The sequence below is a fragment of the Hallerella sp. genome (assembly GCF_022776125.1).
In the GTDB taxonomy this organism is placed as follows: domain Bacteria; phylum Fibrobacterota; class Fibrobacteria; order Fibrobacterales; family Fibrobacteraceae; genus Hallerella; species Hallerella succinigenes.
In genome coordinates, this window is sequence record NZ_JALFIA010000083.1 from 1 (window position 1) to 23,476 (window position 23,476).

Here is a 23,476-nt window from a genome sequence, read left to right on the forward strand (position 1 = left end):
TCGTCGGAAGCGAGCCAGGAAAGATAGGCGTTCCCGCGGAAGGACCAGGCAAAAATGTTCAGGATGCCCGCTTTGCGGGCTTCTTCTGTCGCGATAGCGATGTCTTTTTCGCGACCTTTTTCAATCTGGTAATTCTTGATCCACATCTGCGGTTCTTTGCCGTATTTCTTTGCGATTTCGAAAATACGCTTGGAGGTTTCCGCATAATGCTTCTGCACGGATTCTTCCAAGGCTCCACGCTCCCAATAAGGGTCGCAGGCGATTTCGTCAACGGAATCGAGCTTTGCTATCTGATCCCAGTCGTCGAGTCCCGCGGGGAACCACGGCGGTAACATGCATACGCAGTTGCGCTTTCCGCGCGCGTGTACGTCGGCGGTCATTTCGGCGAGGAAATCCACCAGGGAATCTTCCCTGAATTTTTGGACTTCTTCCGTCATTTCCGCAGGCATCTCGTGGTTATAGCGGATGCGGAATTTTTTTTTGCAGTGCGGACAGAGGCATGCCCAGTTTTCGAGCTTGCCTTTTTCAAAGTAAAAGTGCGGCTCATCCCAAAAGATGGTTTCGACCTGAGAGTCGCAAACGCTTGCAATCCAACGGTGCATGTATGCGCGGAACTCCGGATGGTTCGGGCATGCGGCGACAGATGTTTGGCCGTCGAGCGAGACCTGGCACATGTCGTGATTGCGGGCGGTGAGTTCCGAATAGGCTTCTCCGCCGAAGACGCGACCGATTCCCCAAGGATTGACGTAAACATTCAGTCCGAGTTCGACAGACTTCTCGATGATTTCCTTCATCGTCTTCGGATAATACTGTTCGTCTTCTTCGGACCAGGTGTGCAGAACATGCGTAAAACCGGCGTCGCGGATTTCCCGAAGATCTTCTACAGCTCGTTCTGGATTGCGGACACCGAAATAGGCGATACCTTTTTTCATGATTTTAAGGACGGAAGGAGGAGACGTTCGACCACTGCGGCGAACCGGCTTCGACAAATACGTGTTGCAGGACATCTTCCCATTCCGCCTTGCGGATTGGCTTCGGCATAAAGAAGGCGTCATCGGATTTTTTGGAAACCGGGTAATCTTTTTCAACGAGTTCGACAATCCAGGATTCCGGAATGGCATCGCGTAAATGGTTGCCGAATGCGATGGATTTCTTCGTCGGCTTGACTCCATGGTCGAGGACGATCAGCGCAGGGGATTCCCCTTGCGAAAGCGGAGTGTCCAAAGCCTCTTCACCCTGTTCGATTCCCTTGCAGGTGTAGATGGCTGTATCCGCCGGTATGTCATGCGAAAGCATCCAATCGAGAGTCCAATTGGCAAGCTCCGTCAAATCCGTCTCGCGGTCGTCTGAAATAAAAAAGATGTGTCCCACGGCTAAAAAATAACTAAAAAAGTTAGATTTTCTAAGAAATGACCCATTCTTCGTTGCATTTTCCTCCTTTGGGGGAATTCGATTTTGTTCAAAAGGTACTGTCGGACGCCCTTCCGATGGATGAAAACGCTCCAAATTCGCGTTTTTGGTTCGGAGCGGGGGATGATTGTGCCGCTTTTGACGGTTGGCTCGTGACCAAGGATATGTCGGCGGAAAATTCGCATTTTCGCTTGGACTGGTCGACTCCGGAGCAGGCGGTCGAAAAATGCATCGTTTCGAATGTGTCGGATATTTCGTCGATGGGCGGCGAACCGAAGATTGCCTTGCTCGGCATTTGCGTAAATCAGAGTTGGGATAAATTAATACGGGAACGAGTGGCGAAGGCTTTTGCCGACGGATTTCGAAAACGAGGTATTGCGTTAATCGGCGGGGATGTCGTGGCGGCAAAGGAAGGTCTGTTCTCGGTTACGCTGCTCGGACGGGCAGAGGGAGAACCCTTAAAGCGTTCGGGTGCAAAAGTCGGCGATACGGTTTACGTTTCGAGCTTTCTCGGAGCAAGCGGTGCCGGCCTTTGGGCTTTTTTGCATGGCAAGCAGAGCGATCCGGATTTGGTGGATGTAGTTCGCGAACATCTTTCGCCCAAAATCGATGAACGGATGGGCATGAAACTTGTACAGGCCGGAGTTTCGGGCGGCTGCATTGATCTTTCGGACGGAATGAGTTCGGAATTGAACCATTTGGCGCTCTCTTCGGGCGTAAGGATCCGAATTGACGAAAAAAGTGTGCCGATTCATCCCGGTGCGTTGCGCCTAAGCGAAAAGTATGGCGTCGATGTGCGAGAATTTTGGTTAAAAGGCGGTGAAGATTACCGTTTGCTTTTCACAAGCGACCTTTCAAAAAGTATATTCTTAAAGAATAATCTTTCAGTGTATCCCGTTGGTGAAGTGCTCGAAGGCTCGGGCGTGGAAATTCGGAATTTGGCTGGAAAAGTGGAAACTCTAAAGGCGGACTGCTGGTCACATTTATGAGTCAAGGAACGTCAAAGATTGGTGAACTCCTGCTACGACAGGGGGTTATTGATGAAGATCAGCTGAAACATGCGATGAGCGAGCATGAACGCACAGGTCTTGCCCTTGCAAAGATTCTCGTACGTCTCGGCATGGTCAGCGAAGAAGTCCTGACGAACATTCTCGGTGTTCAGATGCGCAATTCGACAAGAATGCGTATCGGAGAACTTCTGTTGAAGCATGGATTTATTACGGAAGAACAGCTGAACAAGGCTCTCGAAGAACAGAAGAGAACCGGGCAGCGTTTGGGACGTACCCTTGTGACTCTCGGCTATATGTCGGAAGAGCGCTTGGTCGAAATTCTTTCTGCCCAGTTCGAAGTCCCGTACGTCAAGCTTTCCAACTTTAATATTGACCCGGAAGCCCACAACAAGATTTCGGAAGACGTCTGCCGCACCTACAAGATCGTTCCTCTGTTCTTTACGGACCGCGTTTTGACGATCGCGATGACGGACCCGACGAATGTGCGTGTCATCGATATCGTGAAGTTCAAGTCCCAGATGGAAGTGGACATCGTGATGGCGAGCGAAAAGGATGTGATGTCGGCCATCGACCGCACCTATATGTCCGCGTCGGGCAATTCCCTCGAAGCGTTACTGAATCAGGCGAAAGCAGACGAGGCGGAAGAACTGCAAACAGTGGACCGCGAGTCGGAACAGACTCAGGAAGCCGAACTGACGGACGAAGAAGGTCAGCAGGTCGTGAAGATCGTGACTTCGCTCATTCAAGAAGCGATTTCCCGTCACGCATCCGATATTCACCTGGAACCGCAGGAAACGTTCCTCAAGCTCCGCTACCGTATCGATGGTGACCTCCAGGTCCAGGCTCCCATTCCTGCCCGCTTGATGAACCAGATTCTTTCGAGAATTAAGCTCCTTGCGAAGATGGACATTGCAGAAAAGCGTAAGCCGCTCGATGGTCGTTTTACCGTGCGTTTCCGCGGAAGCGAAGTCGACTTGCGTGTGAGTTCCTTCCCGGTTTCTTTGCGTAAGCGCGGTATTTGCGAAAAAATAGTGATGCGTATTCTGGACCCGAACTCGGGCCAGTTCCCGTTGAAGGATATGGGCTTTGCGCCTGTGATGTTCAAGCAGTTCAAGGATGCGATCAACTCTCCGAACGGCATTGTGCTCGTGACCGGTCCTACGGGTTCCGGTAAGTCTACGACGCTTTACGCTTCTATTCGTGAAATTCTCGACCCCACGATCAACATTTCGACGATGGAAGACCCGGTCGAATTGAATATTGACGGTGTGAACCAAGGTCAGATCAACGTGGCCGCAGGCTTTACCTTTGCCGCGGGTATTCGTGCACTGCTGCGTCAGGACCCGGACGTGATTATGATCGGTGAAATGCGTGACAAGGAAACATCTTCGATGGCTATCGAAGCGGCTTTGACGGGCCACTTGGTGTTCAGTACGCTCCATACGAACGACTCCGCAGGATCGTTCCCGCGTTTGCTGGAAATGGGCCTCGAACCGTTCCTTGTCGCAACCGTGATGAAGGGTATTCTTGCCCAGCGTCTTGTGCGCCGTATTTGTAAGCACTGTAAGGAACCGGTGGACATTTCCCCGGAACTCCGTGAAGAATTGCACCTCGCTCCGGATATGCAGTTCTACCACGGCAGAGGTTGTGAACACTGTGATGGTTCCGGTTACAAGGGACGTTGCGGTATTTATGAGTTCCTCGTACCGAATGAAGCTGTGCGTAATGCGATTGTGAAACGCGCTTCCGGTGACGATATTAAGAAAATCGCCATGAAGGAATGCGGCATGATCACGCTGCGTATGGATGGTCTGCAGAAGGCTTTGGATGGTCTTACCACTCTTGAACAGGTGCTTGGTGCATCGAACCCGGATGACTAATGGCGCGTATAATTGATCTTACGCGCTTACATGAAGAACTGAACGAAGAACAGGTTGCCGCGGCCGCAAAGACTGAAGGCCCTGCTCTCATTTTGGCAGGCGCCGGTTCGGGAAAAACCCGTACAATTACTTATAAAATTGCGCACTTGATTTCTTCCAAGGGCGTGGATCCTCGTCGCATTCTCGCGGTCACTTTTACGAACAAAGCAGCCCGTGAAATGAAAATGCGTATTCAGCAGATTCTCGAAGGCAAGGTGAACCTCGAATGGATGGGCACCTTCCATTCGATCTGCGTGCGCATTCTCCGCCTGTGCCTTTCGAACGAGCGCATTGGACAGGCGCTCGGATGGAAGATCAATAGGAACTTTTCCATCTACGACGATGACGACCAAAAAAAGATCTTAAAAGAAATTCTAAAGCCGCTCTTTGGCGACGACATGGATGCGCAAAAGCTGAAACAGGCTCGCAGCATCATTTCGAAGTACAAGAACAGCGTGGTGAAGCAGTCGCTCCCGGATGGCAGTTACCGCATCGTTTTGCAGACGCCGACGGTCGCCTTGGAACAGGCCGCCTTTCCGGATCAACAGAAGATGGCGGGCGTCTATCGCGATTACCAGGCAAAGCTCGGCGATGCGAACGCGATGGACTTCGATGACCTTTTGCTGAATACGGTGGAACTTTTGCAAAAACTTCCGCAGGTGGCGGCTCAGTTTGCAAACCGTTTCCAGTATGTGGTGGTCGATGAATACCAGGACACGAACGACGTCCAGTACGAACTTTTGAAGTTGCTGATCGACCGTTCCAAGCAGAATGTGACGGTCGTGGGCGACGATGACCAGAGTATTTATGGCTGGCGTGGCGCAAACATTGAAATTATCCGCAATTTCTCGCATGATTTTGACCAGGTGACGTTCTTTAAGCTTGAACGCAATTACCGCTCTTCGGCAAACATTGTGAAGGGAGCGGGCTCCGTAATCGCTCACAACGACCGGCCTTTGGAAATGTCGAAAAACGTCTATTCGAAGGAACCGGCGGGTGAACCGATTCATGTGGTGAATGTTCTTGCGGATACGTTTGAAGCGGAACAGATCGCGAAGCGGGTCCTCGCCGCGGGTAAGGATGCCTATGCGCAGACGGCGATTTTTTACCGTACCAATGCGCAGTCCCGTGCGATTGAAAAGGCTTTGAACGATTCCCGAATTCCGTGCGTGATTTATGGCGGTACTCGATTTTGGGATCGCAAGGAAGTGCGCGACATTATGGCGTACATGCGTCTTCTTTCGAATCCGAAGGACGATGCGGCGCTTTTGCGTATTGTCAATACGCCTCCGCGCGGTATCGGTGGCGGTTCGCTTGACGCACTACGAATGACGGCGACGACGAACGCCTGTTCGCTTTGGGAAGCCTTGCCTTCCGAAATTGCGAAGGGCGGTCGCACAGCGAAAGGCTTTGAGAACTTTAAGAATATGGTCGACGGTTGGCTCGCCCTGTTGCACGGTCACGAAGCGCTTCCGATTCTCGCGGAACATGTGATTCGCGATACCTTCTACAAGGAATTCTTGAAGAAGGAAGACGAAACGACTTCGGACGAACGCGGACGTAACCTCGATGAAATGGTGAACGCTTTCCGTGAATTCGAAGAAGAAAATCCGGATAAGGGCCTCGACGAATTCTTGCAGGAAATTTCCCTTTTGACGGATGCGGACAAGAAGGTCGAAAATGCGCAGACCCGTGTGACGCTCATGACGATTCACATGGCGAAGGGCCTTGAATTCGATACGGTCCACATTGCGGGTTGCGACGAAGGCGTGTTCCCGCTTGTACGCGAATCGAGCATGACGGAAACTCCCGATGAACGCAAAAAGCAGGCGGAAGAAGAAAGACGCCTGTTCTATGTGGGCTGCACCCGTGCAAAGCATATCCTTTACCTGTACCATGCGGGACGGCGTTTTTGGCAGGGAAGTCTACGACCGTTCCCACCGTCTCGATTCCTTGAAGAAATCGATCCTTCGACGACTTCGATCGAAGGGCGTTGTGCGGATGAAAGTTCGCAGGAATTTACCGGGGAACCTTGGAATCAGGGACTTCGCGGTTATGCGGCCCGTGGGGCTGGTTTGCGGCCTGCTTACGGTTCGTATGGAAATGGTGGAAACCGTTTTGGCGCTTCGCGTGGAGCCGATTTTTCAGGTTCGTATCCGCGGTCGTTCGCTTCTTCGGGCCGTTCGCAGGCGACAGGCCTTCATAAGACGCAACGAATCGTTTACAAGAATCCGCAGATCGTGGAAAAAGTCGAAAAGGGACCGCGTCTTGTGTACGATGTGGATTGTGATAATCCGCTGCGCAGCGGCGTCCGGGTTCAGCACATGAAGTTCGGAACGGGCGTCGTGACAAATGTGTCAGGTTCTGGAGAAAACACGCGTGTGGAAGTCCGATTTTCTAACGGAATTGTAAGAAAATTGATTTTAAAATACGCCGGACTCCAAATTTTGGACTAGCATCTGACTCTGAGTTTTCTATTTTAATAGAGTTGAATTTTTGAAAAGGTTAAAACATGCTGAGTAAAGAAGAAATCTTGAAGATTGCAAAACTTTCCCGTTTGAAGATTTCGGATGCGGAAATTGAATCCTTCTCGGGTCGTTTGGACCAGCTCCTTCACTACATGGAAGACTTGAAGGCTTTGGATCTTTCGAATGTGGAACCGATGACGGGTGTCGAAGATGCGCCGACCGTTCTTCGCGAAGATGTTCCGCAGCCGTCGTTCACACATGAACAGGCGTTTGCGAATGCTCCGGAAGTCGAAAACGATCACTTCGTGATCCCGAAGGTTATCGGTTAATTTTTTATCCTAAAAAGAAGTCTATGGCAGTAGCTGTTCATTGCGTCGTTCCCGCACGGTACACGTCTTCCCGGTTTCCGGGAAAGCCTCTCGTCCCCATCTGCGGACGGCCCATGATTCTTCGCACGTTAGATAGAGCTGTCGCCGCCGGGTGTTTTAAGAGTGTCGTCTGTGCTACAGACGACATTCGTATTTTTAAAACGGTAGAAGAGGCTGGATATACAGCCGTCCTCACCGGTCCTGCTGTAACGGGTTCTGACCGAGTCAGCGAAGCCGCTGAAAAATTAGGCCTGGACCTGGTGGTGAATTTGCAGGGAGATGAACCTGTCGCGGACCTTCAGATGCTCCGCGATGTGGCAAAGGCCCTTGCCGAAGAACCGAACTCCTGGGTATCGGTCGCGGCTCCGCTCGCAGATGAAGATAGGGACTGTCTTTCCGTGGTCAAAGTCGAAATCGATTCTACGGATCATGCAGTCGAATTTATTCGAAAACTCCCGCCGGAACCGCGCAAGTGGTTCAGGCATGTGGGCGTGTATGCGTATTCCGCAGAAGCCCGTCAGGAATTCGCGAGTCTCCCGCAGTCGGAACTCGAAAAAGAACGTTCCTTGGAACAACTTCGCATATTGGGCAAAAGGCCCATTCGCATGGTTCATTGTACATCCCTTTCGGCATCGGTCGACTTACCGTCCGATGTGCAAAAGGTCGAATCCATCTTGAAACAAATGGAAGCAAATCAAAATGGAAAATCAATATAACGGTAAAACAAAGTTCATCGTCGTAACGGGCGGTGTGATTTCGGGGCTTGGAAAGGGTGTAGCTGCTGCGAGTATCGGCGCGCTTCTTTCGAATCGTCTTAAAGTGATTCCGGTCAAGTGCGATGGTTACTTGAATACGGATCCGGGTACGATGAACCCGACGGAACACGGGGAAGTCTATGTGTTGGATGACGGTGGCGAAGTCGATATGGACTTCGGTCACTACGAAAGATTTTTGAATGTCGTGGCGCGTTCGGAATGGAGCCTTACCATGGGTAAGGTCTTTAAGCTCATTCTTGAAAAGGAGCGCCGCGGGGATTACCTCGGTCACACGGTGCAGTTCATTCCGCACGTGACGAACGCCATCAAGGAACACTTCTTTGAAGTGGCGAACAAGGAAAACGCAGACGTTTTGCTGATTGAAATCGGCGGTACGGTCGGCGACCTTGAAAACCAGTTCTTCATTGAAGCCGCCCGTCAGCTTTCTCATGAAGTCGGCAATGAAAACTGCATGTACGTGCATTTGACCTATGTTCCGATTCCTTCGGGCGTGAAGGAACAGAAGTCCAAGCCGACGCAGATGTCCGTTCGCGAACTCAACGAACGCGGAATTTATCCGGATATCATCATCGCACGTTGCGAAGAATTCCTGAAGCCGCATATCAAGGAAAAGATAGGCCTGTTCTGCAACTTGCCGGCATCCCACGTGATTTCTGGCGTGGACGTGAAGCACGTTTACGAATGCCCGCTCGTTTACGACAAGGAAGGCATTCCGGAAATCCTCTTGAAGAAGCTTCGTATTTACGCACCTCCGAAACTCGACACGTGGAGCCGTCTTGTGGATACGATGAACCGCAACGACAGTAATCCGCGCAAGATTTTGAACGTCGCCATCGGCGGCAAGTACACACGCCTCGAAGATTCCTACGCAAGCATTGTCGAATCTTTGAATCACGCCGCAGCCCATCTCGATGTGCATGTAGAAATTCGCTGGATCGATACGGAAAAGTTGGAGCAGCATCCGGAAGAAGTCGAAGCGGACATGCAGGGCATTGACGCTGTCATCATTCCGGGCGGCTTCGGCACGCGTGGAATCGAAGGAAAGGTCGTCCTCATTCAGTATGTGCGTGAACACAATATTCCGTTCCTCGGCATTTGCTACGGCATGCAGCTCGCGGTGGTGGAATTTGCCCGCCACGTCTGCGGCATGAAGGACGCTGGCACGATGGAAACCGAATCTTCGAAGCATCATGTGAAGGATCCGGTGATCGCTTACTTGCCGGGTCAGGACAAGATCAAGGAAATGGGCGCAACGATGCGTCTCGGCGGTCATGACGTTATGATTCGCAAGGATTCCCTCGCCGAAAAGGTTTACGGCGCAACGGAAATCCGCGAACGTTTCCGGCATCGCTACGAAGTAAACCCGCAGTACGTGGAACAGCTCGAAAAGGGCGGTCTCGTGTTCTCGGGCAAGGCTAAAAATGAAGACATTATGCAGATCATGGAAATTCCGGGTCATCCGTATTTCATGGCTTGCCAGTTCCACCCGGAACTCAAGAGCTCCCTTCTGCATCCGGCGCCACTCTTCCTCGGCCTTTTGAAGGCGGCCGATGAACGCGCCTGAGAAAAAGGTCTTTATATTAGCACTCTTTCTTTTTGCCCTAGGTATTCTCGTTAAGGTTTCCCCGTGGGATCCTGTGCCGCAAATCGAGACGTTCTCGTACGCGGAACAGCCCCGGGAAGCTTTGAAAAACGAAAACAATCCGAATGGATACGTTCAAATCGAACAGTCCGGGCTAAAAGAGTCTGCAAAAACAGGGAATATTTCTCGAAATTCAAAAAAAACAAAGCCCGCGGTCCATTTTCCGATAGCGATCAACCGGGCAACGGCTGAGGAACTTTGCGCCATTCAAGGCGTTGGACCGAAGCTTGCGGAAAAAATGATTGCGTACCGTTCTTCCCATGGACGTTTTTCGGGGCCTTCCGATCTGAAAAAAGTCTCCGGAATTGGAAAGAAAAAAGCGGAAAAAATCCTCACCTTTGTTATTTTTGACTAGTTTTAAGGGAAATAGGAACGTAAGTTTTTGATGCTATGGAAGATACAAAGTTACATCTAGGAATTGAAGCGGGCGAAGTTCTTCTCAAGGTGGCTCTCTATGACCCCAAGGATAAGAAAGTCGTCAAAACGGCTATTCTGAATACAGAGACGAATCCGCTGGATGACGTTTCTTCTTTCGAAGCGGCTTTACAGACTTGGCTTGCCGAAAATGAAGGCGTGCAGATCGACTCGGTTTCTTTGACCGTTTCGTCGTTCCGCGCCATTGTGCGTCAGCTGTTTGTACCTCCCGAAGCGAAGAACGTGCGGGAATACCTGCAGTGGTATTTGGGCAACCTGGTGAACGCCAACGTGGCGGACTATGTAATGGATTTTGTGGAACTGGGTGGCTCTGCAGAACTCGGCCGCACGGTTCTGATGATTGCAATGCGCAAGACCTGGGTGAACTCGGTCAGAAAGGGTTTCCGTAATCAACAGATTGCACCGAAGATTCTCGAAGTCGATGCGATTTCCTTGATGAATCTTTTGGAAGTGGGCGGTGTTCTCGATAACAAGCTCCAGTGCGTGATCAAGGCCGATGTGACCGGCGTGATGCTCATGTGGGCTTCGAAGGAAGACCTGCGCGCTCTGCGTTGCTGTTCGACTCTTGACCTCGCGGGCAAGGATCGCGAAGAAGCTTACGATCTTCTCTCCCAGAATATTGCTACGCAGGTGGAAGAGGCTGTTACTTCAAACGGTGTGGATGTGAACCAGTACTCGCTCTGTGGCGAACTTGCAAGCGATCTTCTTTTTGTGGAAAAGCTTCGCAATGCGCTTCATGGTGCGCAAATTTCGCTATTGGACTCCTTCCCGGAAATCCGTCTTCCAGTGGATGAAGAAAGTGCGAACCATGTGCTTTCTTGCGCGGGAGCCATTGGTGTAGCTTTGAGGGGTGCGAAACAATGATTGAACTGAACTTGATTGATGCCGTAACGCAATCCGCACCGAGTACTTCGATGCCGGTTAAGCCGGTTGCGGCTTCGACGCTGAAGAAGAGCAAACGTCCTCTGATGATGTGGGTGGCTGCTGTGGTCGTGATGGCGCTTTTGTTCTGTATTTTGAAAATCGCAGGCGTTCCTCATGTGCTGGAAGGCGTTTTACCGTCTCCGCTTGTGGCTGCTTTGGGAATTGAAGATCCGAGCCGTGCCGGGCCTGCGATGGAATCTCGCAGTGCTGGCCAGACGACCACGGCCGGTGGTACGATTGCGAGTCGCCGTGCAGAAGAAGAGGCCGCTGCCGTACGCAGATCCCAGTTGAGCTCTCCGGAACGCGTTGTGCAGGCAGTACAGCCGAGCATTTTCCCAACGGAAAAGCATGACGATTATGCATCCAAGCTTCCGATGCAAAAGGTTTTCTACCAGAAGGCGATGGCCGCGCAGATCTTCTCTTTTGTGAATGCGGTGACTCCGGAAGGCGTGAGCTTTGCTGACTTGATTTATGCGGCTCCGAACTATTACTTTATTCGTGGTGTTGCAGAAACCCCGGTGATTCAGCGTAGCTACTTAGAACGTTTGAAGATGGGTAGTTCTGAATTCAAGACTCCGGAACTCCCGGAAAACGCACCAGCAACGGCCGTGACGGTTTACGGTGTTTTGAACTCGAAGCCGGAATCCACCAATGGCTCTGTTCCATTTGTGAAGGATGCGGAAGTTTCGAAGGAACTCGAAGCGCTCCGTGGTCTTGATGCAAACAACCGCTTGCAACTTTCTGGCTTGACGCATCCGAAGGTTGAAGACTTCGGTGTTTATAAGAGCTACACGTACAACGTATCGACCAGAGCGGACTTCCAGACGGTTCTCGGCTTTGTGAACGCTCTTTCGAAGAGCACGGTTCGCGTTGGCGTGGAAAAAATCAAGATGACTGCAGCTGGCAAGAAGGGTATCTCTACGGGGATGACTCTTGTCATTTATACTTCGAATTAATACATGGCCATTCGCATTACGGGCGGAACATTTCGTGGTCGCCAAATCGCCTCGCCTTTGACATCGAAAACCCGCCCGACGGGTGCGATGGCGCGCGAGGCGCTTTTTAATATTCTCCAAGACGTTGAAGGCTTTCACGTGCTCGACCTTTTTGCGGGATCAGGCTGCGTGGGAATCGAAGCGGTGAGCCGTGGCGCAGAACTTGTGACCGCAGTCGAAAAGAACGGTGCCCAGGCACGTTCGCTGTCGGCTTCGTACAAGTCTTTGGATATTTCCGATAAACTTCATTTGTGTGTAACCGAAGCGCAGAACTTTTTACAGAAGGCTCTTGCTTCGGAAGAACGCTTTGACTTGATTTATGCGGATCCTCCGTTTACAGAGGCTTTCCCGGATCTGCGCCCGTTTTTACAGCTCTTGAAGCCTACGGGAACCGCTGTGTTTGAAGTTCCGTCGCGGAACGTTCCGGAGTGGACGACTGAAGGCCGAATCCGCCGTTATGGCGAAAGTTCGCTCGTCTTTTTCTCGGCATCTTTGTAAATTTGGGCTATGGAACGTATAGCCGTTTTTGCGGGATCTTTTGATCCTTTTACCGTTGCACATTTAGCCATTGTCAAAAGGGCCAGTGCTATTTTTGATCGTGTAATCGTGGTCGTCGGAAAGAATGTTCAGAAGAATTCTCTTTTGAGCGTGGAAACGCGCATGCGTTTTGTTCAAAAGGCGACGGCGAATTTGAAAAATGTGACGGTTGATTCCTTTGACGGCTTGACGGTAGAATACATGAAAAACTCCGGGGCCAAGTTCTTGGTACGTGGAATCCGTTCCGCGGTGGAATTTGACGCGGAAAGAAATCTCGCGTGGAACAATCAGATGCTGTATCCGCAAGCGGAAACGGTCTTTTTACAGATTGAACCGGAGCTCGCTTCGGTTTCGAGTTCTGCGGTACGCGAAATTTTGCACTTTGGTGGCGACGTCTCTAAGATGATCCCGGCGGAGTTTTTCCCCGACTTGATTTCCGAAATGGAGAAACATTAAATGTTTGGATTAAAACCCTTTCGTTATCTCTCATCTCCCATTCGCACATTGTTGATTATCAATCTGGTGGTCTTTGGCATTTGCAACTTGGCCAGAATATTCAACCTGGATGGAATTTATACCTACCTCGTCGGCTACGGGTCCTTGGTCCCTGTCGCCTATGAACAGATTTGGCGTTATTTGACCTATGCCTTTGTGCATGTGGATCTTTGGCACTTCCTCTTTAACATGCTTGCGCTGTGGATGTTCGGCGACGATGTGGCAATGGCGATTGGCTTTAGGCGCTTTTGGATTCTGTACTTGTTCTGCGCCGTTTTTGCGGGCGTGTTCAGCATTCCGTTCTATTTGTTCGGTGCGATGTCGCCGATGACCTTCATTATCGGGGCTTCGGGTGCTTTGATGGGCGTTTTTGTGGCGTATGCAAGGCTCTTTCCGGAACGTGGCATTTTGATGTTCTTCATTATTCCGATGAAGATCAAGCATGCGATTTGGATTTTCGTAGCGATGGATGTAATGTTTGCTGGTTCGGGCGATACGATTGCGCACTTTACGCATTTGGGCGGTATCGCTTCCGGATTCCTTTGTATGTATCTGTTCGACAACAGCATTTGGGACAAGCTCCGTGGAGAGTTTAAGGAACGCCGTCAAGGCAAGCCGGCCGGTACGCCGGATGATCCGCTCGAAGGCGAAGTCCGTTTTATGGACCGTCAGAAGCAGCTGGATATGATCTTGAAAAAAGTCAGTGAAGGTGGCGTAAATTCGCTTACGGAAGCTGAAAAGACATTCTTGGTGGAAGAAAGCGCTCGTCGCCGCGGTGGTCGTCGTTTTTAAGGAGTCTTATGAAAAAAGTTTTAGGATTTGGTGCAGCTCTTGTCGACATGCTCGCTCAGGTTGACGATGCTTGGATTCAGAAGGTCAAGCTGCAGAAGGGCGGTCAGTGCTCGGTCAATTATCCGACATTGAAGAAGATTATGGACCAGGTCGAAAATCCGCAGAGGGTTCCGGGAGGCGCTGCTTGCAATACGATGGTTGGCGTGGCAAAGCTCGGCGGTAAGGCTTCCTTTATTTCGAAGGTGGGCCGTGATGAACTCGGCGAACTTTTTGCAAAACACCTGGCGGAAAGCGGTGTCGAAAACCGGATGCTTTCTTCTTTGACGGCGACGGGAACGGTTCTTTCGGCGGTGACGCCGGATGCGGAACGCACTATGGTGACGTTCCTCGGAGCTTCGAACGAAGTAGTGGCTTCGGAGATCACTTCTGAACTTTTTGATAACGTCGGAATTCTTTACCTTGAAGGCTATCGCGCTTATGGTGAAGAATGCTTTGTGAAAACGGTACAGGAAGCCCGCAAGCGTGGCGTGATGACCGCTCTCGACTTTGGCGCCTTTGGCGTGGTGAACGATTGCCGCCCGCTCTTTAACAGGCTCTTTGCGGGCCGTGAACTTGACATTGTGATTGCAAACGAAGACGAAGCCAAGGCTTACACGGGTGAATCCGAAGAAGCGGCTCTCGAAAAAATTGCAAAGTTCTGTAAAATTGCCGTGGTGAAGCTTGGCAAACGTGGCGCTTTGATTTCGAAGGACGGCGTGGTGACGCGTATTCCGTGCGGTCCGGCCAAGGCTGTTGATACGACGGGTGCTGGCGACCTCTGGGCTTCGGGATTCCTTTACGGCATTCTTTCCGGCTGGGACATGGAACGCTCGGGCAAGCTCGGCAGTATCGTTTCGAACGAAGTGGTGCAGGTTGTTGGTGCAAAGATTCCGGAAGAAGGCTGGGCACGTATCCGTGAGGAAATGAAGCATGTCTAATGAAAGTGATCAGCTCGAATGGATGATGCTAGAAACTTTTGCGACGCCGGAAGAAGGCGAAGCGTTGGCTGCTCTTCTCCAGGAAAATGCGATAGAATCAAACCTGGTGAACGATGCGAACATGGGCGGCGATCCGCTCGGGCTGGACTTTCAAAACCGTGGAGCGTCCTCTTGCATTGTGCGCGTCCACGCTAAAGACATCGACGCAGCCCGTCGCATTCTCGAAGCGGCTGTTCAGGCGGCTGCGGCAGAAGAAGCGGACGACGTGAGCATGCAGATGCTTGAAAGTTTTAGCGATGAAGAGCTTCTTGAAATTTTGCAGAAGCCCGATGAATGGAATCCGGAAAATGTAATGCTTGCCAGAAAAATTCTTGCGTCGCATGGGAAAACTTATACTGAAACGGATTTGAAACGTCTATTTGAAGAACGCATCGAAGCGCTGCGCAAGCCTCTCGAAGTCAAAAATTCAAGCCTTGCGTTTGCCTTTTTCGGCTGTGCGATTGCGCTTGTGGTGGCGGCTTTGCATTTTAGCTATGTCGGCGAAGCGAAGTTCCTTTATGCGCTTCTCGGCGGTGGCTTTTGTGCGTGCCTTTCGCTGATTGCGGGCATGAACTGGTGCAACCGTAAAAAGCGTCTGCCGAACGGCGAAAAGGTTCACGTTTTCGAAGCTTCTTTCCGTAAGAAGGCTATGGTGGAATTAATCGTGGCTGCGCTTTCGCTTGTGGCGGTCGTTGCAGAAATTTTTATCCGCACCGCTTAAAACTTTTAATGGACGCCGTCCGCATTTCCTTGCGGCATCAAGGCGTACCATTTTTGAATTTTTTCTTGAACCTCTGGAGAAAATCCCGGTTTGTTGTCGAGGATTTCTTCGGCGGTATTCAGAATGCGCTGGATGAGTTCTTTGTCTTGAATCCAGTCGAACCAGCGGAATACCCATGCACCGCTCTGTTCGGAGCCTTCGAGGTTTCCGGCGCCGCGGTCCTGCATATCCATTTCAGCGATTTCAAAACCGTTATCCGTACTTGCGAAGCGGGAAAGCCTTTCGTGTGCGGGGCTAGTCTGCGGAACGATGAGGAAGCACCAGGCTTCTTGATTACCACGGCCCACACGTCCGCGGAGCTGGTGCAACTGGGCAAGCCCAAAACGCTCCGGGGCGTCGATGACCATGAGGTTTGCCTCCGGAACGTTCACGCCGACTTCAATCACGGTTGTGGCGACGAGAACCTGAATTTTGCCCGATGCAAATTCGCTTAAAATGCGATCGCGCTCTTCTTCGTCCATTTGACCGTGGATTGCTCCGACCTTCCATTCGGAGGTGAACGAGGAAAGTTCTTCGGCGACTTCATCGACGCTTTTCGCCCCGCCTTCGTCGTCGATTTCCACACGGCTTACGACCCAGTAAAGACGGTTGCCTGTTTTCACTTCTTTGAGTAAAAACTTTTTCATGTCGTCGCGCTTTGTCGGGTCGACGAGGCGCGTTTTCACAGGCTTTCTTCCGGCGGGCTTTTCGTTCAAAACAATCGGAGTCAAGTCACCGTAAAGGGTCATGGCGAGGCTTCGTGGAATGGGCGTTGCGCTCATCACGAGCAGGTCGGGAAAATGTCCTTTTTTGAGGAGCGCTTCGCGTTGGTTTACGCCAAAGCGGTGCTGCTCATCGATGACGACAAAGGTGAGGTTCTGAAAAAGAACGTCTTTGGAAAACAGCGCATGGGTTCCGATGACGACTTGCGTCATGCCCATTTGAAGTTCCCCGGAGATGGTCTTTTTTTCGGTGGCGCTGCACGCTCCGAGGAGGAGTGCCGTGCGGATGCCCGCCTTGTCGAAGAATGGTTTTAAGCTTTTGTAATGCTGTCGAGCAAGAATGTCGGTCGGAGCCATTAGGGCACACTGTTCGCCGCCTTTGGCGACGGCGAGCATGGCGAGCATGGCGACGACCGTTTTTCCGCTGCCGACGTCTCCCTGGAGCAGGGCGTGAAACTGCTTTTTGCCGCGGAGTCCTTCACAGATCTGGTCGACGGCTTTCGACTGCCCAGCGGTAAGCGTAAACGGTAAAGAGGCTTTGGCATCGGCGATTGCGGAATCGTTTAGAGTGCGGGCTTGTCCGCGAAAGGCGAGGCTTCGACGGCGCACGTTCATGCGCAGGCAGAACGGCAAGAGTTCTAGTTTTTTCAGCTGGAGCTTTGCCTGCATCGCTTCGGCGAAAGTCTTTGGCATGTGCAGGCTCTTTAAGTTCTGCAGCACGGGCTTTAATCCCATAAACTCGGTAAGTTCCGCTGGGGGAGCGTCCGGAACGGAAAGGTTCGGCATGGCGAAAACTTTCGGGTATAGCGTCCGGAAAAACTTTTGTTCGATCTTTGCCGAGTGTTCTTCTTCCGTAATCGTGTAGACCGGTTCAATACCGCCCGAAAAATCTTCGTCGTCGCCCATGCGCTGCATTTCGGGATGCACCAGCTGTAAACCGCGGTAGTTGCCGAGCTTGCCGATAACGCACCAGCGCGTTCCCACGGACATCGTTTTTGCCCAGTGACGAGCACCGCGGAAAAAGACAAGGCTCACCTGACCCGTTCCATCATCGAGAACGGCCATGTAGCGGGAAGTCCTACCGGGGATAAATCCGGCCCGGGTAATTTTACCGATGAGAATCACATTCTCTCCGACATGGCTTTCGGATAATTTGTTCAAACGCGTGCGGTCTAGCCAGGTGCGAGGAATATTGTAAAGAAGATCCGAAACGGAGCGAAGCCCGGAAGCGTTGAGTGCTTTGAGCCGTTTCGGTCCGAGGCCTGGGAGAGTTGACAAGTCCATGTGAAAAAAATACCTATATTTTTTGAAAACCAAAAGGATTTCTATGAAAAAGATTCTTGCGATGCTGCTCCTGTTTTCTGCATTTCTTTTTGCCGGCAACTTGACGGTGGAAGGAAAGCTTGCAGAGATTCCGGGCAAGATGCCGCCTAACGATCTTTACAACTACGTCTATGTGTTCAAGTACAAAGTGACGAAGGTGGTGGAAGGAAAATTCGAAGGCAAGGAAATCCTCGTCGGCGTTTACAATCCGCTGATCGCCCGTGGCCAGGTGAAAGACAAGATGGCCGACAAGGCGAAGGGCGACGTGCGCGCTTTCAAGGCGGGCGACAAGCATACGCTCAAGCTCGTGAAACTCGATGACAATTACGACGGCGCCGTGGAAGACGAATATTTTGACGACGAATCCGAACGTTATTTGGCTGTGGAAGTTTTGAAGGCGAAGTAAGCTTCGATGGTCTTTTCTTCCCAGATTTTTTTGTTCTATTTTCTTCCGCTCTTTTTTGCGGGATATTATCTGCTGGTGTGGCGTAAGGCGCGCCATTCCACGCTGAATTTTTTCATCACCGTTTTCAGTTACCTTTTTTACGGCTGGATGGAACCTTGGCTTGTGCTGCTCATGTTCGGCACGACCTTTGTGAACTATCTTGCGGGGCGTTCGATTTCGGCTTTGGGAGCTTCCAATACACAGCGGAACCTTGCCCTGTTGCTGTCGGTGATTGTGAACCTGGGAACTCTCGGATTCTTTAAGTATTACATGTTCACGATGGGCGGTGTGAATGCCCTTGTGGAACTTTTGGGTGGTGAGCCGTTTTCGGTTTTGCGCGTTTTATTGCCGGTGGGAATTTCGTTCTACACCTTCCAGGCAATGAGCTATACGATTGACGTGTGGCGTGGCGATGCGCCTCCGGTGAAAAACTTTGCGACTTTTGCCTGCTATGTTTCGCTTTTCCCGCAGCTGGTGGCGGGTCCGATTGTGCGTTACAATACGGTCGCGGAAGAACTCGATACGCGTGAACATACCGCGGAAAATTGGATGCAGGGCATGACGTATTTCTGCATCGGTTTTGCCAAGAAGATCTTGATTGCAAATCAGGTCGGTGCGATTGCGGACCGCGTTTTTGAAGCGGCGGATCCGGGCGTTTTGAATTCTTGGTGGGGAAGCGTCGCTTACATGATGCAAATCTACTTTGATTTTTCGGCGTATTCGGATATGGCGGTGGGCCTTGGGCTCATGCTCGGATTCCACTTTCCGCGAAACTTTAATGGGCCGTACCGTTCGGCGAGCATTTCGGAATTCTGGAGCCGTTGGCATATTTCGCTTACGCGTTGGCTGCGCGATTACCTGTACATTCCGCTCGGCGGGAATCGCGTTTCGAAGCGTCGCACGTATGTGAATCTGTTCCTCGTGATGTTCGCGTCTGGCGTGTGGCACGGAGCCGCAATGACGTTTATTTGCTGGGGTCTTTACCACGCCTTCTTTATGATCGTGGAACGCTTTAATGGAAAGCAGGCGCTTTATTCCAAGGCTCCGAAGATAGCGCAGATTTTGCTCACGCAGATTATTGTGCTGTTCGGCTGGGTGCTCTTCCGCTCTCCGGATATCGCGTCGGCTGTTCACATGTGGGGTTCGATGCTCGGACTTGTGCCGGTGAATCCTGCAAATCCGATTCTCACGGCAGAAATCTTTACGCCGACTACGATCGTGTTTATGGCGATCGCTTTTATTTTCGCGGTGTCGCCGTTCCGCGCTTTTGACTGGTGTCAAAAAATCAGCCCGGTCCGAACGATTGTTGCCTTTGCACTTTTTGCGTTTGCCGTGTTGGCGCTATTTACACAAACGTATAATCCGTTCCTGTATTTCCAGTTTTAAGGAATGTAGAATTTTTTTATTTGATTTTTTGTAGTTTTGGATAGGCTCTGGCGGCGGAATTCTGCTTGCAAGCCTTATTTAAATTGAAAAAAGATCTTTTGCTATATCCCCGATGGAATTAGGGAGTTCTTATGGCAAGAGGTCTTTTTTTATGGGAGCGAAAATGAAAAAAGATGAAAGTCATGAGATTGTCGCGTTAAATTCATTGACAGCGACAGGCATTGAGAAGATGATTCTTGTCATTCGCGATAAACAAGTGCTACTTGACCGTGATTTGGCAATGCTTTATGGAGTGGAAACTCGAGCCATAAATCAGGCTGTTAAGAGAAATTTGGAACGGTTTCCAGAAAGAAATTGCTTTCAATTGACTCGTGATGAATTGCCTGATTCTTTAAAATCACAGATTGTGATTTTAAACGAAAGTGGTAATAAGCGCGGTTTGCATGTAAAAAAAATGCCCTTTGCATTTACAGAACAAGGCGTTGCCATGCTATCAGCTGTACTTCGTAGTAAAACGGCCATTCAAGTGAGTATAGCTATTATGGATGCTTTTGTATCCATGCGCCATTTTATGATGCAAAATGGTGGCTTTGTCAATCGTCTATCAAATGTCGAAGCGAAAATGATAGCTCAAGATGAACGAATTTTTGCGCAAGACAAGAAAATACTTGAACATGATCAAAAGTTGGACGCAGTTTTTGAAGCGATGGATAGGGGAGAATTGCAGTCAAAGGGCTTGTTTTACAATAATCAGGTTTTTGATGCCTATGTGTTCGTGTGTGGCTTGATTAGGCAGGCCAAAAAGAGGATTGTCTTAGTCGATAGATATGTGGACGAGAAAACTTTGGCAATGATGCTTAAACGAGAAAAAGGTGTTTCTGTAACTATTTATACTTATGATAAAAGTAAAGTTTTTGAGGTTGATTTGTCGGTGTATAATGCTCAGTATGCTGAATGTCCTATAGAGATTTTACCCAGTTATGGAATGCATGATCGATTTTTGTTTATCGATGATACTGCATATCATTTTGGAGCATCTCTTAAAGATTTAGGTGCTAACACGTTCTTTTTTAGTAAGGAAGATTTTACTTTGGATGAAGTCTTGAAGAAAAGTAATGAAATCGCGGAGCAAATTTCTGTGGAAAATTCGTAGAAGAAATCTTCCCAAAAGCATTTGTTGTTCTTCTTTTCTGATTAAAGGAAGATAGAATCATTTTGGCGTTTGACTGCCTTCAGTCTTTTTTATATTTTATACATAGCTCTTTTTCGACTGAATTAGAGCGATAAAATTTTTGAGTTATTGCTCTTATTCTCGCGTCCTTAAAACACGACCAAAGTTTTACGCAATAAGAATAAGGCTTACAACGCACACCCGAATTAGGGCGTGGGTCGTTTGCTTGTTTTGCGTAGGGCTTCTTGGTCGTTGCCTAAGGACGAACAGGTATTCGATACCACGCTTTTTTGTTTTATCGAATATTGAGGGAAGAGCAAAGACAAGCGTTTTTGCTCCCGTTCTTGCGTCCTTAAAATACGACCAAATTTTTAACGCAGCAGGAATTGGACCAATGGGACTCATCTCTATGGGGTGAGTTCTATTTGGGCATTTTTCTTGTCGAAGCATGCCGGTGTTTCGTGAACAGAAGTGAAAACAGAACATTTCACCTGTTCCGTTGGAACATCGAGGCGTTATGGCTTTTGGCAAGAATGCACTTCGTGTGCTTTCTTTGTTCTCCGGTTGTGGAGGACTCGACCTTGGACTAGAGGGAGGTTTTCTCACTCTCAGAAGATCTGTCAACGAAGAAATTCATCCAGATTGGATTCAGGATTGTGTCAATCGAAATTTTGTCCGAGTGAAAAAGAATCGTTTCCAGACGGTTTTTGCAAACGATATTTTGCCTTGTGCTCAAAAGGCATGGAATCATTTCTTCGGCACTAGAAAGGAAATAAAAGGAATTTATCGACTTAAATCCATTGTGGATTTGGTAAAAGAAAGTAAGCAAGGAACATTTCGATTTCCCCAAAATATTGATGTAGTTACGGGAGGATTCCCTTGTCAAGATTTTTCTGTTGCAGGAAAACGACTTGGTTTTGATTCTGCTAAAAGCCATAATGGTGTAAACGAAGAACATGCAGAAAATGAATCCAGAGGAACGTTGTATCTTTGGATGAAGCAGGTCATAGAAATTGTTAAACCTAAAATTTTCATTGCAGAAAATGTAAAAGGACTTGTTTCATTAGGTGATGCCAAGAAAATTATCGAAACCGATTTTCGTAATATTGATCAAGGTTATTGTGTTGTTGATGCCCAAGTTTTAAAGGCTTGGGAATATGGAGTCCCGCAAAGTCGAGAACGTATCGTTTTCATTGGCATTTCAAGAAAATACGCTAATCCCAAAATTCTTGCAGACATCGAAAAGAACTCTGAAAAATCATTGTATTATCCTTACCCAATAAAGACGCATGGAGAAGGTCTTCAAAAAATCGTTACCTGCAAGGACGCTTTTGTCGGATTGAAGGAGCCTGATGAAAGTTCCGATGCTGCGCAAAAGGCGTATTCCAAAGCGAAATACTATGGAAAAATGCAGGGTAGTTCTGAAGTCGATATGAATGGAGTCGGCCCGACTATACGAAGCGAGCATCATGGCAATATTGAATATCGTCGTTTAAGCAAAGAACATGGGGGAAAAATTTTATCTGAATTGACAAAAGGGTTGCAAGAGCGTCGTTTAAGTGTTCGCGAGTGCGCAAGAATTCAGACATTCCCCGATGATTATGAATTCATCTTTAATGATGGAATCAATAAAGTCAATTCATCCGATGCTTATAAAGTGATTGGAAATGCAGTCCCCCCGATGCTTGGATATGCGATAGGATTTCGCTTACAATCGATTTGGGAAGATTTGTTTGGAGGATAGTTGTGTCTATTGCTGTTGGGGAAAATTTAAGTCGAAACTTGCAAACATTGCATAGCTTTGAACGTTTACTTTCTTGCACTAAGGAAAAATTACTCTTAGATTCGCATGATGTTGCCAAAGGTGATTTTTGGAAAACTTTTGAAGTTAATGTCAATAATGCACTTCTCGCATCAAAAGATATTGTTGGATTAAATGATTGGAAAATTCAATATATCGGCGGTCATAAATTTCCAGATATTGTTGCACGAATAAATGAAAAACAGGCGTTTGGAATAGAAGTCAAGACTATCAGTACGCGAAATAGTTCATGGAAAATTATGGGTGGTAGCATCATGGAATCCACACGAATTCCTGATGTCAGTCGTATACACGTATTTTGTGCGAGGCAGAAGCCTTTTGAAATTAAGTATCGGTCTTTTGAAGAATGTGTCGAAGATGTTGCAGTAACACACAGTCCTCGCTATATGCTGGATATGGATGTGTCAAATAATCAGTCTCTTTTCAAGAGATTGGGAAAGACATATGATGAAATTCGGCATATGAAAAATCCATTTGATGCATTTAAGGAGTTTATTGTAGAACAGCGAAAAATAAATCTCAAGAAACGAAAATTAGAAGATGATTTTTGGTGGTATTCTCCAAACTCAAATCAGATAGACTCTTTAGAATTAGAAGACCAAAAATTTGCAAACAAGATGGTTGGGCTTGAAATGCAATTTTGGAATCAGCTTACTAAAGATGTTCAGCGTTTTCTTCGCGCATACCTATTGATTTTGTTCCCAAATATTATTGAAGGAAATTACAATGACGCTTCAAAATGGCTTCTTCAAACACAGGGCGTCATCAATCCTTCATTTCGAGATACTTTTTCTGCTGGTGGTCGAAAATGTCTTAGGGGAATAGATGTTCCTAAAATCATTTACAATATCTATAGTTGGAAAGATGATTTAATAAATATTTTTAATTATTAGTGTCCGGTAAAAATATAGAAAAAATTATATTAGTGTCCGGTAAAAAATATAGCCAAAAATAAAAATGGCAGGCTCCTCAGACGAAGAACCTGCCCGTTTTGTTTTTACCTTGTAATTACCACAAAACAAAGGGAAACAAAACGCTATGGCCAAAAGTACATTTTTTA

At 48.9% G+C, this 23,476-nt stretch carries 22 protein-coding genes; 19 read left to right on the forward strand and 3 right to left on the reverse strand.

Going from position 1 to position 23,476, the window contains the following annotated elements; all coding sequences use genetic code 11:
• Both MR847_RS10000 and MR847_RS10005 read right to left on the reverse strand, forming a co-directional pair.
• The coding region (locus tag MR847_RS10000; RefSeq protein ID WP_287723665.1) for a hypothetical protein at positions 1 to 932 on the reverse strand (932 nt) is incomplete at its 3' end.
• A 4-nt stretch (positions 933 to 936) separates the two neighbouring features.
• Entirely contained in the window at positions 937 to 1,371 is a 435-nt protein-coding gene (locus tag MR847_RS10005) for a hypothetical protein (protein ID WP_100424394.1), read from the reverse strand.
• A gap of 38 nt (positions 1,372 to 1,409) precedes the next feature.
• Between MR847_RS10005 and thiL the strand changes: the two genes are divergently transcribed.
• The 14 genes from thiL to MR847_RS10075 are packed head-to-tail and all read left to right on the forward strand — an operon-like array spanning position 1,410 to position 15,508.
• The gene (gene thiL / locus MR847_RS10010) at positions 1,410 to 2,399 is read left to right on the forward strand and encodes a thiamine-phosphate kinase (RefSeq protein WP_277001642.1); all 990 of its coding nucleotides are present in this window, start codon (positions 1,410 to 1,412) and stop codon (positions 2,397 to 2,399) included.
• Positions 2,396 to 4,300: a GspE/PulE family protein gene (locus MR847_RS10015; RefSeq protein ID WP_241899387.1), complete on the forward strand. Its 1,905-nt coding sequence runs from the start codon at positions 2,396 to 2,398 to the stop codon at positions 4,298 to 4,300. The genes thiL and MR847_RS10015 overlap by 4 nt, the downstream gene beginning before the upstream one ends.
• Entirely contained in the window at positions 4,300 to 6,795 is a 2,496-nt protein-coding gene (locus tag MR847_RS10020; protein WP_287723666.1) for an ATP-dependent helicase, read from the forward strand. Before MR847_RS10015 ends, MR847_RS10020 begins: the two co-directional genes overlap by 1 nt.
• A gap of 56 nt (positions 6,796 to 6,851) precedes the next feature.
• Positions 6,852 to 7,136 (forward strand): Asp-tRNA(Asn)/Glu-tRNA(Gln) amidotransferase subunit GatC, encoded by a 285-nt coding sequence (gatC, locus tag MR847_RS10025; RefSeq protein ID WP_100424392.1) that lies wholly within the window; start codon positions 6,852 to 6,854, stop codon positions 7,134 to 7,136.
• Positions 7,137 to 7,159: 23 nt separating this feature from the next.
• Positions 7,160 to 7,891: a 3-deoxy-manno-octulosonate cytidylyltransferase gene (locus MR847_RS10030; RefSeq protein ID WP_100424391.1), complete on the forward strand. Its 732-nt coding sequence runs from the start codon at positions 7,160 to 7,162 to the stop codon at positions 7,889 to 7,891.
• Positions 7,875 to 9,515 (forward strand): glutamine hydrolyzing CTP synthase, encoded by a 1,641-nt coding sequence (gene pyrG / locus MR847_RS10035; protein WP_277001650.1) that lies wholly within the window; start codon positions 7,875 to 7,877, stop codon positions 9,513 to 9,515. Before MR847_RS10030 ends, pyrG begins: the two co-directional genes overlap by 17 nt.
• The gene (locus tag MR847_RS10040) at positions 9,502 to 9,948 is read left to right on the forward strand and encodes a ComEA family DNA-binding protein (RefSeq protein WP_287723667.1); all 447 of its coding nucleotides are present in this window, start codon (positions 9,502 to 9,504) and stop codon (positions 9,946 to 9,948) included. Before pyrG ends, MR847_RS10040 begins: the two co-directional genes overlap by 14 nt.
• A 35-nt stretch (positions 9,949 to 9,983) precedes the next feature.
• Complete coding sequence (locus tag MR847_RS10045) at positions 9,984 to 10,892, forward strand: type IV pilus biogenesis protein PilM (protein WP_100424388.1); 909 nt, start codon at positions 9,984 to 9,986, stop codon at positions 10,890 to 10,892.
• On the forward strand, positions 10,889 to 11,908 hold the full coding sequence (locus MR847_RS10050; protein ID WP_287723668.1) for a hypothetical protein: 1,020 nt from the start codon (positions 10,889 to 10,891) through the stop codon (positions 11,906 to 11,908). The genes MR847_RS10045 and MR847_RS10050 overlap by 4 nt, the downstream gene beginning before the upstream one ends.
• A gap of 3 nt (positions 11,909 to 11,911) precedes the next feature.
• On the forward strand, positions 11,912 to 12,445 hold the full coding sequence (locus MR847_RS10055) for an RsmD family RNA methyltransferase (RefSeq protein ID WP_287723669.1): 534 nt from the start codon (positions 11,912 to 11,914) through the stop codon (positions 12,443 to 12,445).
• A 9-nt stretch (positions 12,446 to 12,454) separates the two neighbouring features.
• Positions 12,455 to 12,940 carry a pantetheine-phosphate adenylyltransferase gene (gene coaD, locus MR847_RS10060; RefSeq protein ID WP_287723670.1) on the forward strand — a complete coding sequence of 162 codons (486 nt, stop codon included), beginning with the start codon at positions 12,455 to 12,457 and terminating at the stop codon, positions 12,938 to 12,940.
• Positions 12,941 to 13,771 (forward strand): rhomboid family protein, encoded by an 831-nt coding sequence (locus MR847_RS10065; protein WP_100424384.1) that lies wholly within the window; start codon positions 12,941 to 12,943, stop codon positions 13,769 to 13,771. It begins immediately after the preceding gene.
• An 8-nt stretch (positions 13,772 to 13,779) separates the two neighbouring features.
• Entirely contained in the window at positions 13,780 to 14,748 is a 969-nt protein-coding gene (locus MR847_RS10070; protein ID WP_106519609.1) for an adenosine kinase, read from the forward strand.
• Complete coding sequence (locus tag MR847_RS10075; protein ID WP_287723671.1) at positions 14,741 to 15,508, forward strand: hypothetical protein; 768 nt, start codon at positions 14,741 to 14,743, stop codon at positions 15,506 to 15,508. The genes MR847_RS10070 and MR847_RS10075 overlap by 8 nt, the downstream gene beginning before the upstream one ends.
• A gap of 5 nt (positions 15,509 to 15,513) precedes the next feature.
• On the opposite strand, the gene MR847_RS10080 is transcribed toward MR847_RS10075, so the two are convergent.
• Positions 15,514 to 17,553, reverse strand: coding sequence for an ATP-dependent DNA helicase RecG (locus MR847_RS10080; protein ID WP_287723672.1), 2,040 nt, complete (start codon positions 17,551 to 17,553; stop codon positions 15,514 to 15,516).
• A gap of 43 nt (positions 17,554 to 17,596) precedes the next feature.
• Between MR847_RS10080 and MR847_RS10085 the strand changes: the two genes are divergently transcribed.
• From MR847_RS10085 to MR847_RS10105, 5 genes are all read left to right on the forward strand, one after another.
• The gene (locus tag MR847_RS10085; protein WP_100424380.1) at positions 17,597 to 17,998 is read left to right on the forward strand and encodes a hypothetical protein; all 402 of its coding nucleotides are present in this window, start codon (positions 17,597 to 17,599) and stop codon (positions 17,996 to 17,998) included.
• Positions 17,999 to 18,073: 75 nt separating this feature from the next.
• Positions 18,074 to 19,423, forward strand: a complete 1,350-nt coding sequence (locus MR847_RS10090; protein WP_277001669.1) for an MBOAT family O-acyltransferase — start codon at positions 18,074 to 18,076, stop codon at positions 19,421 to 19,423.
• A 163-nt stretch (positions 19,424 to 19,586) separates the two neighbouring features.
• Complete coding sequence (locus MR847_RS10095) at positions 19,587 to 20,576, forward strand: ORF6N domain-containing protein (RefSeq protein ID WP_199189252.1); 990 nt, start codon at positions 19,587 to 19,589, stop codon at positions 20,574 to 20,576.
• Between the two features lie 535 nt (positions 20,577 to 21,111).
• A complete protein-coding gene (locus MR847_RS10100) occupies positions 21,112 to 22,338 on the forward strand; it encodes a DNA cytosine methyltransferase (RefSeq protein ID WP_106519648.1) in 1,227 nt (408 codons plus the stop codon).
• Between the two features lie 2 nt (positions 22,339 to 22,340).
• Complete coding sequence (locus tag MR847_RS10105; RefSeq protein WP_287723673.1) at positions 22,341 to 23,309, forward strand: hypothetical protein; 969 nt, start codon at positions 22,341 to 22,343, stop codon at positions 23,307 to 23,309.
• Positions 23,310 to 23,476: the final 167 nt, after the last annotated feature.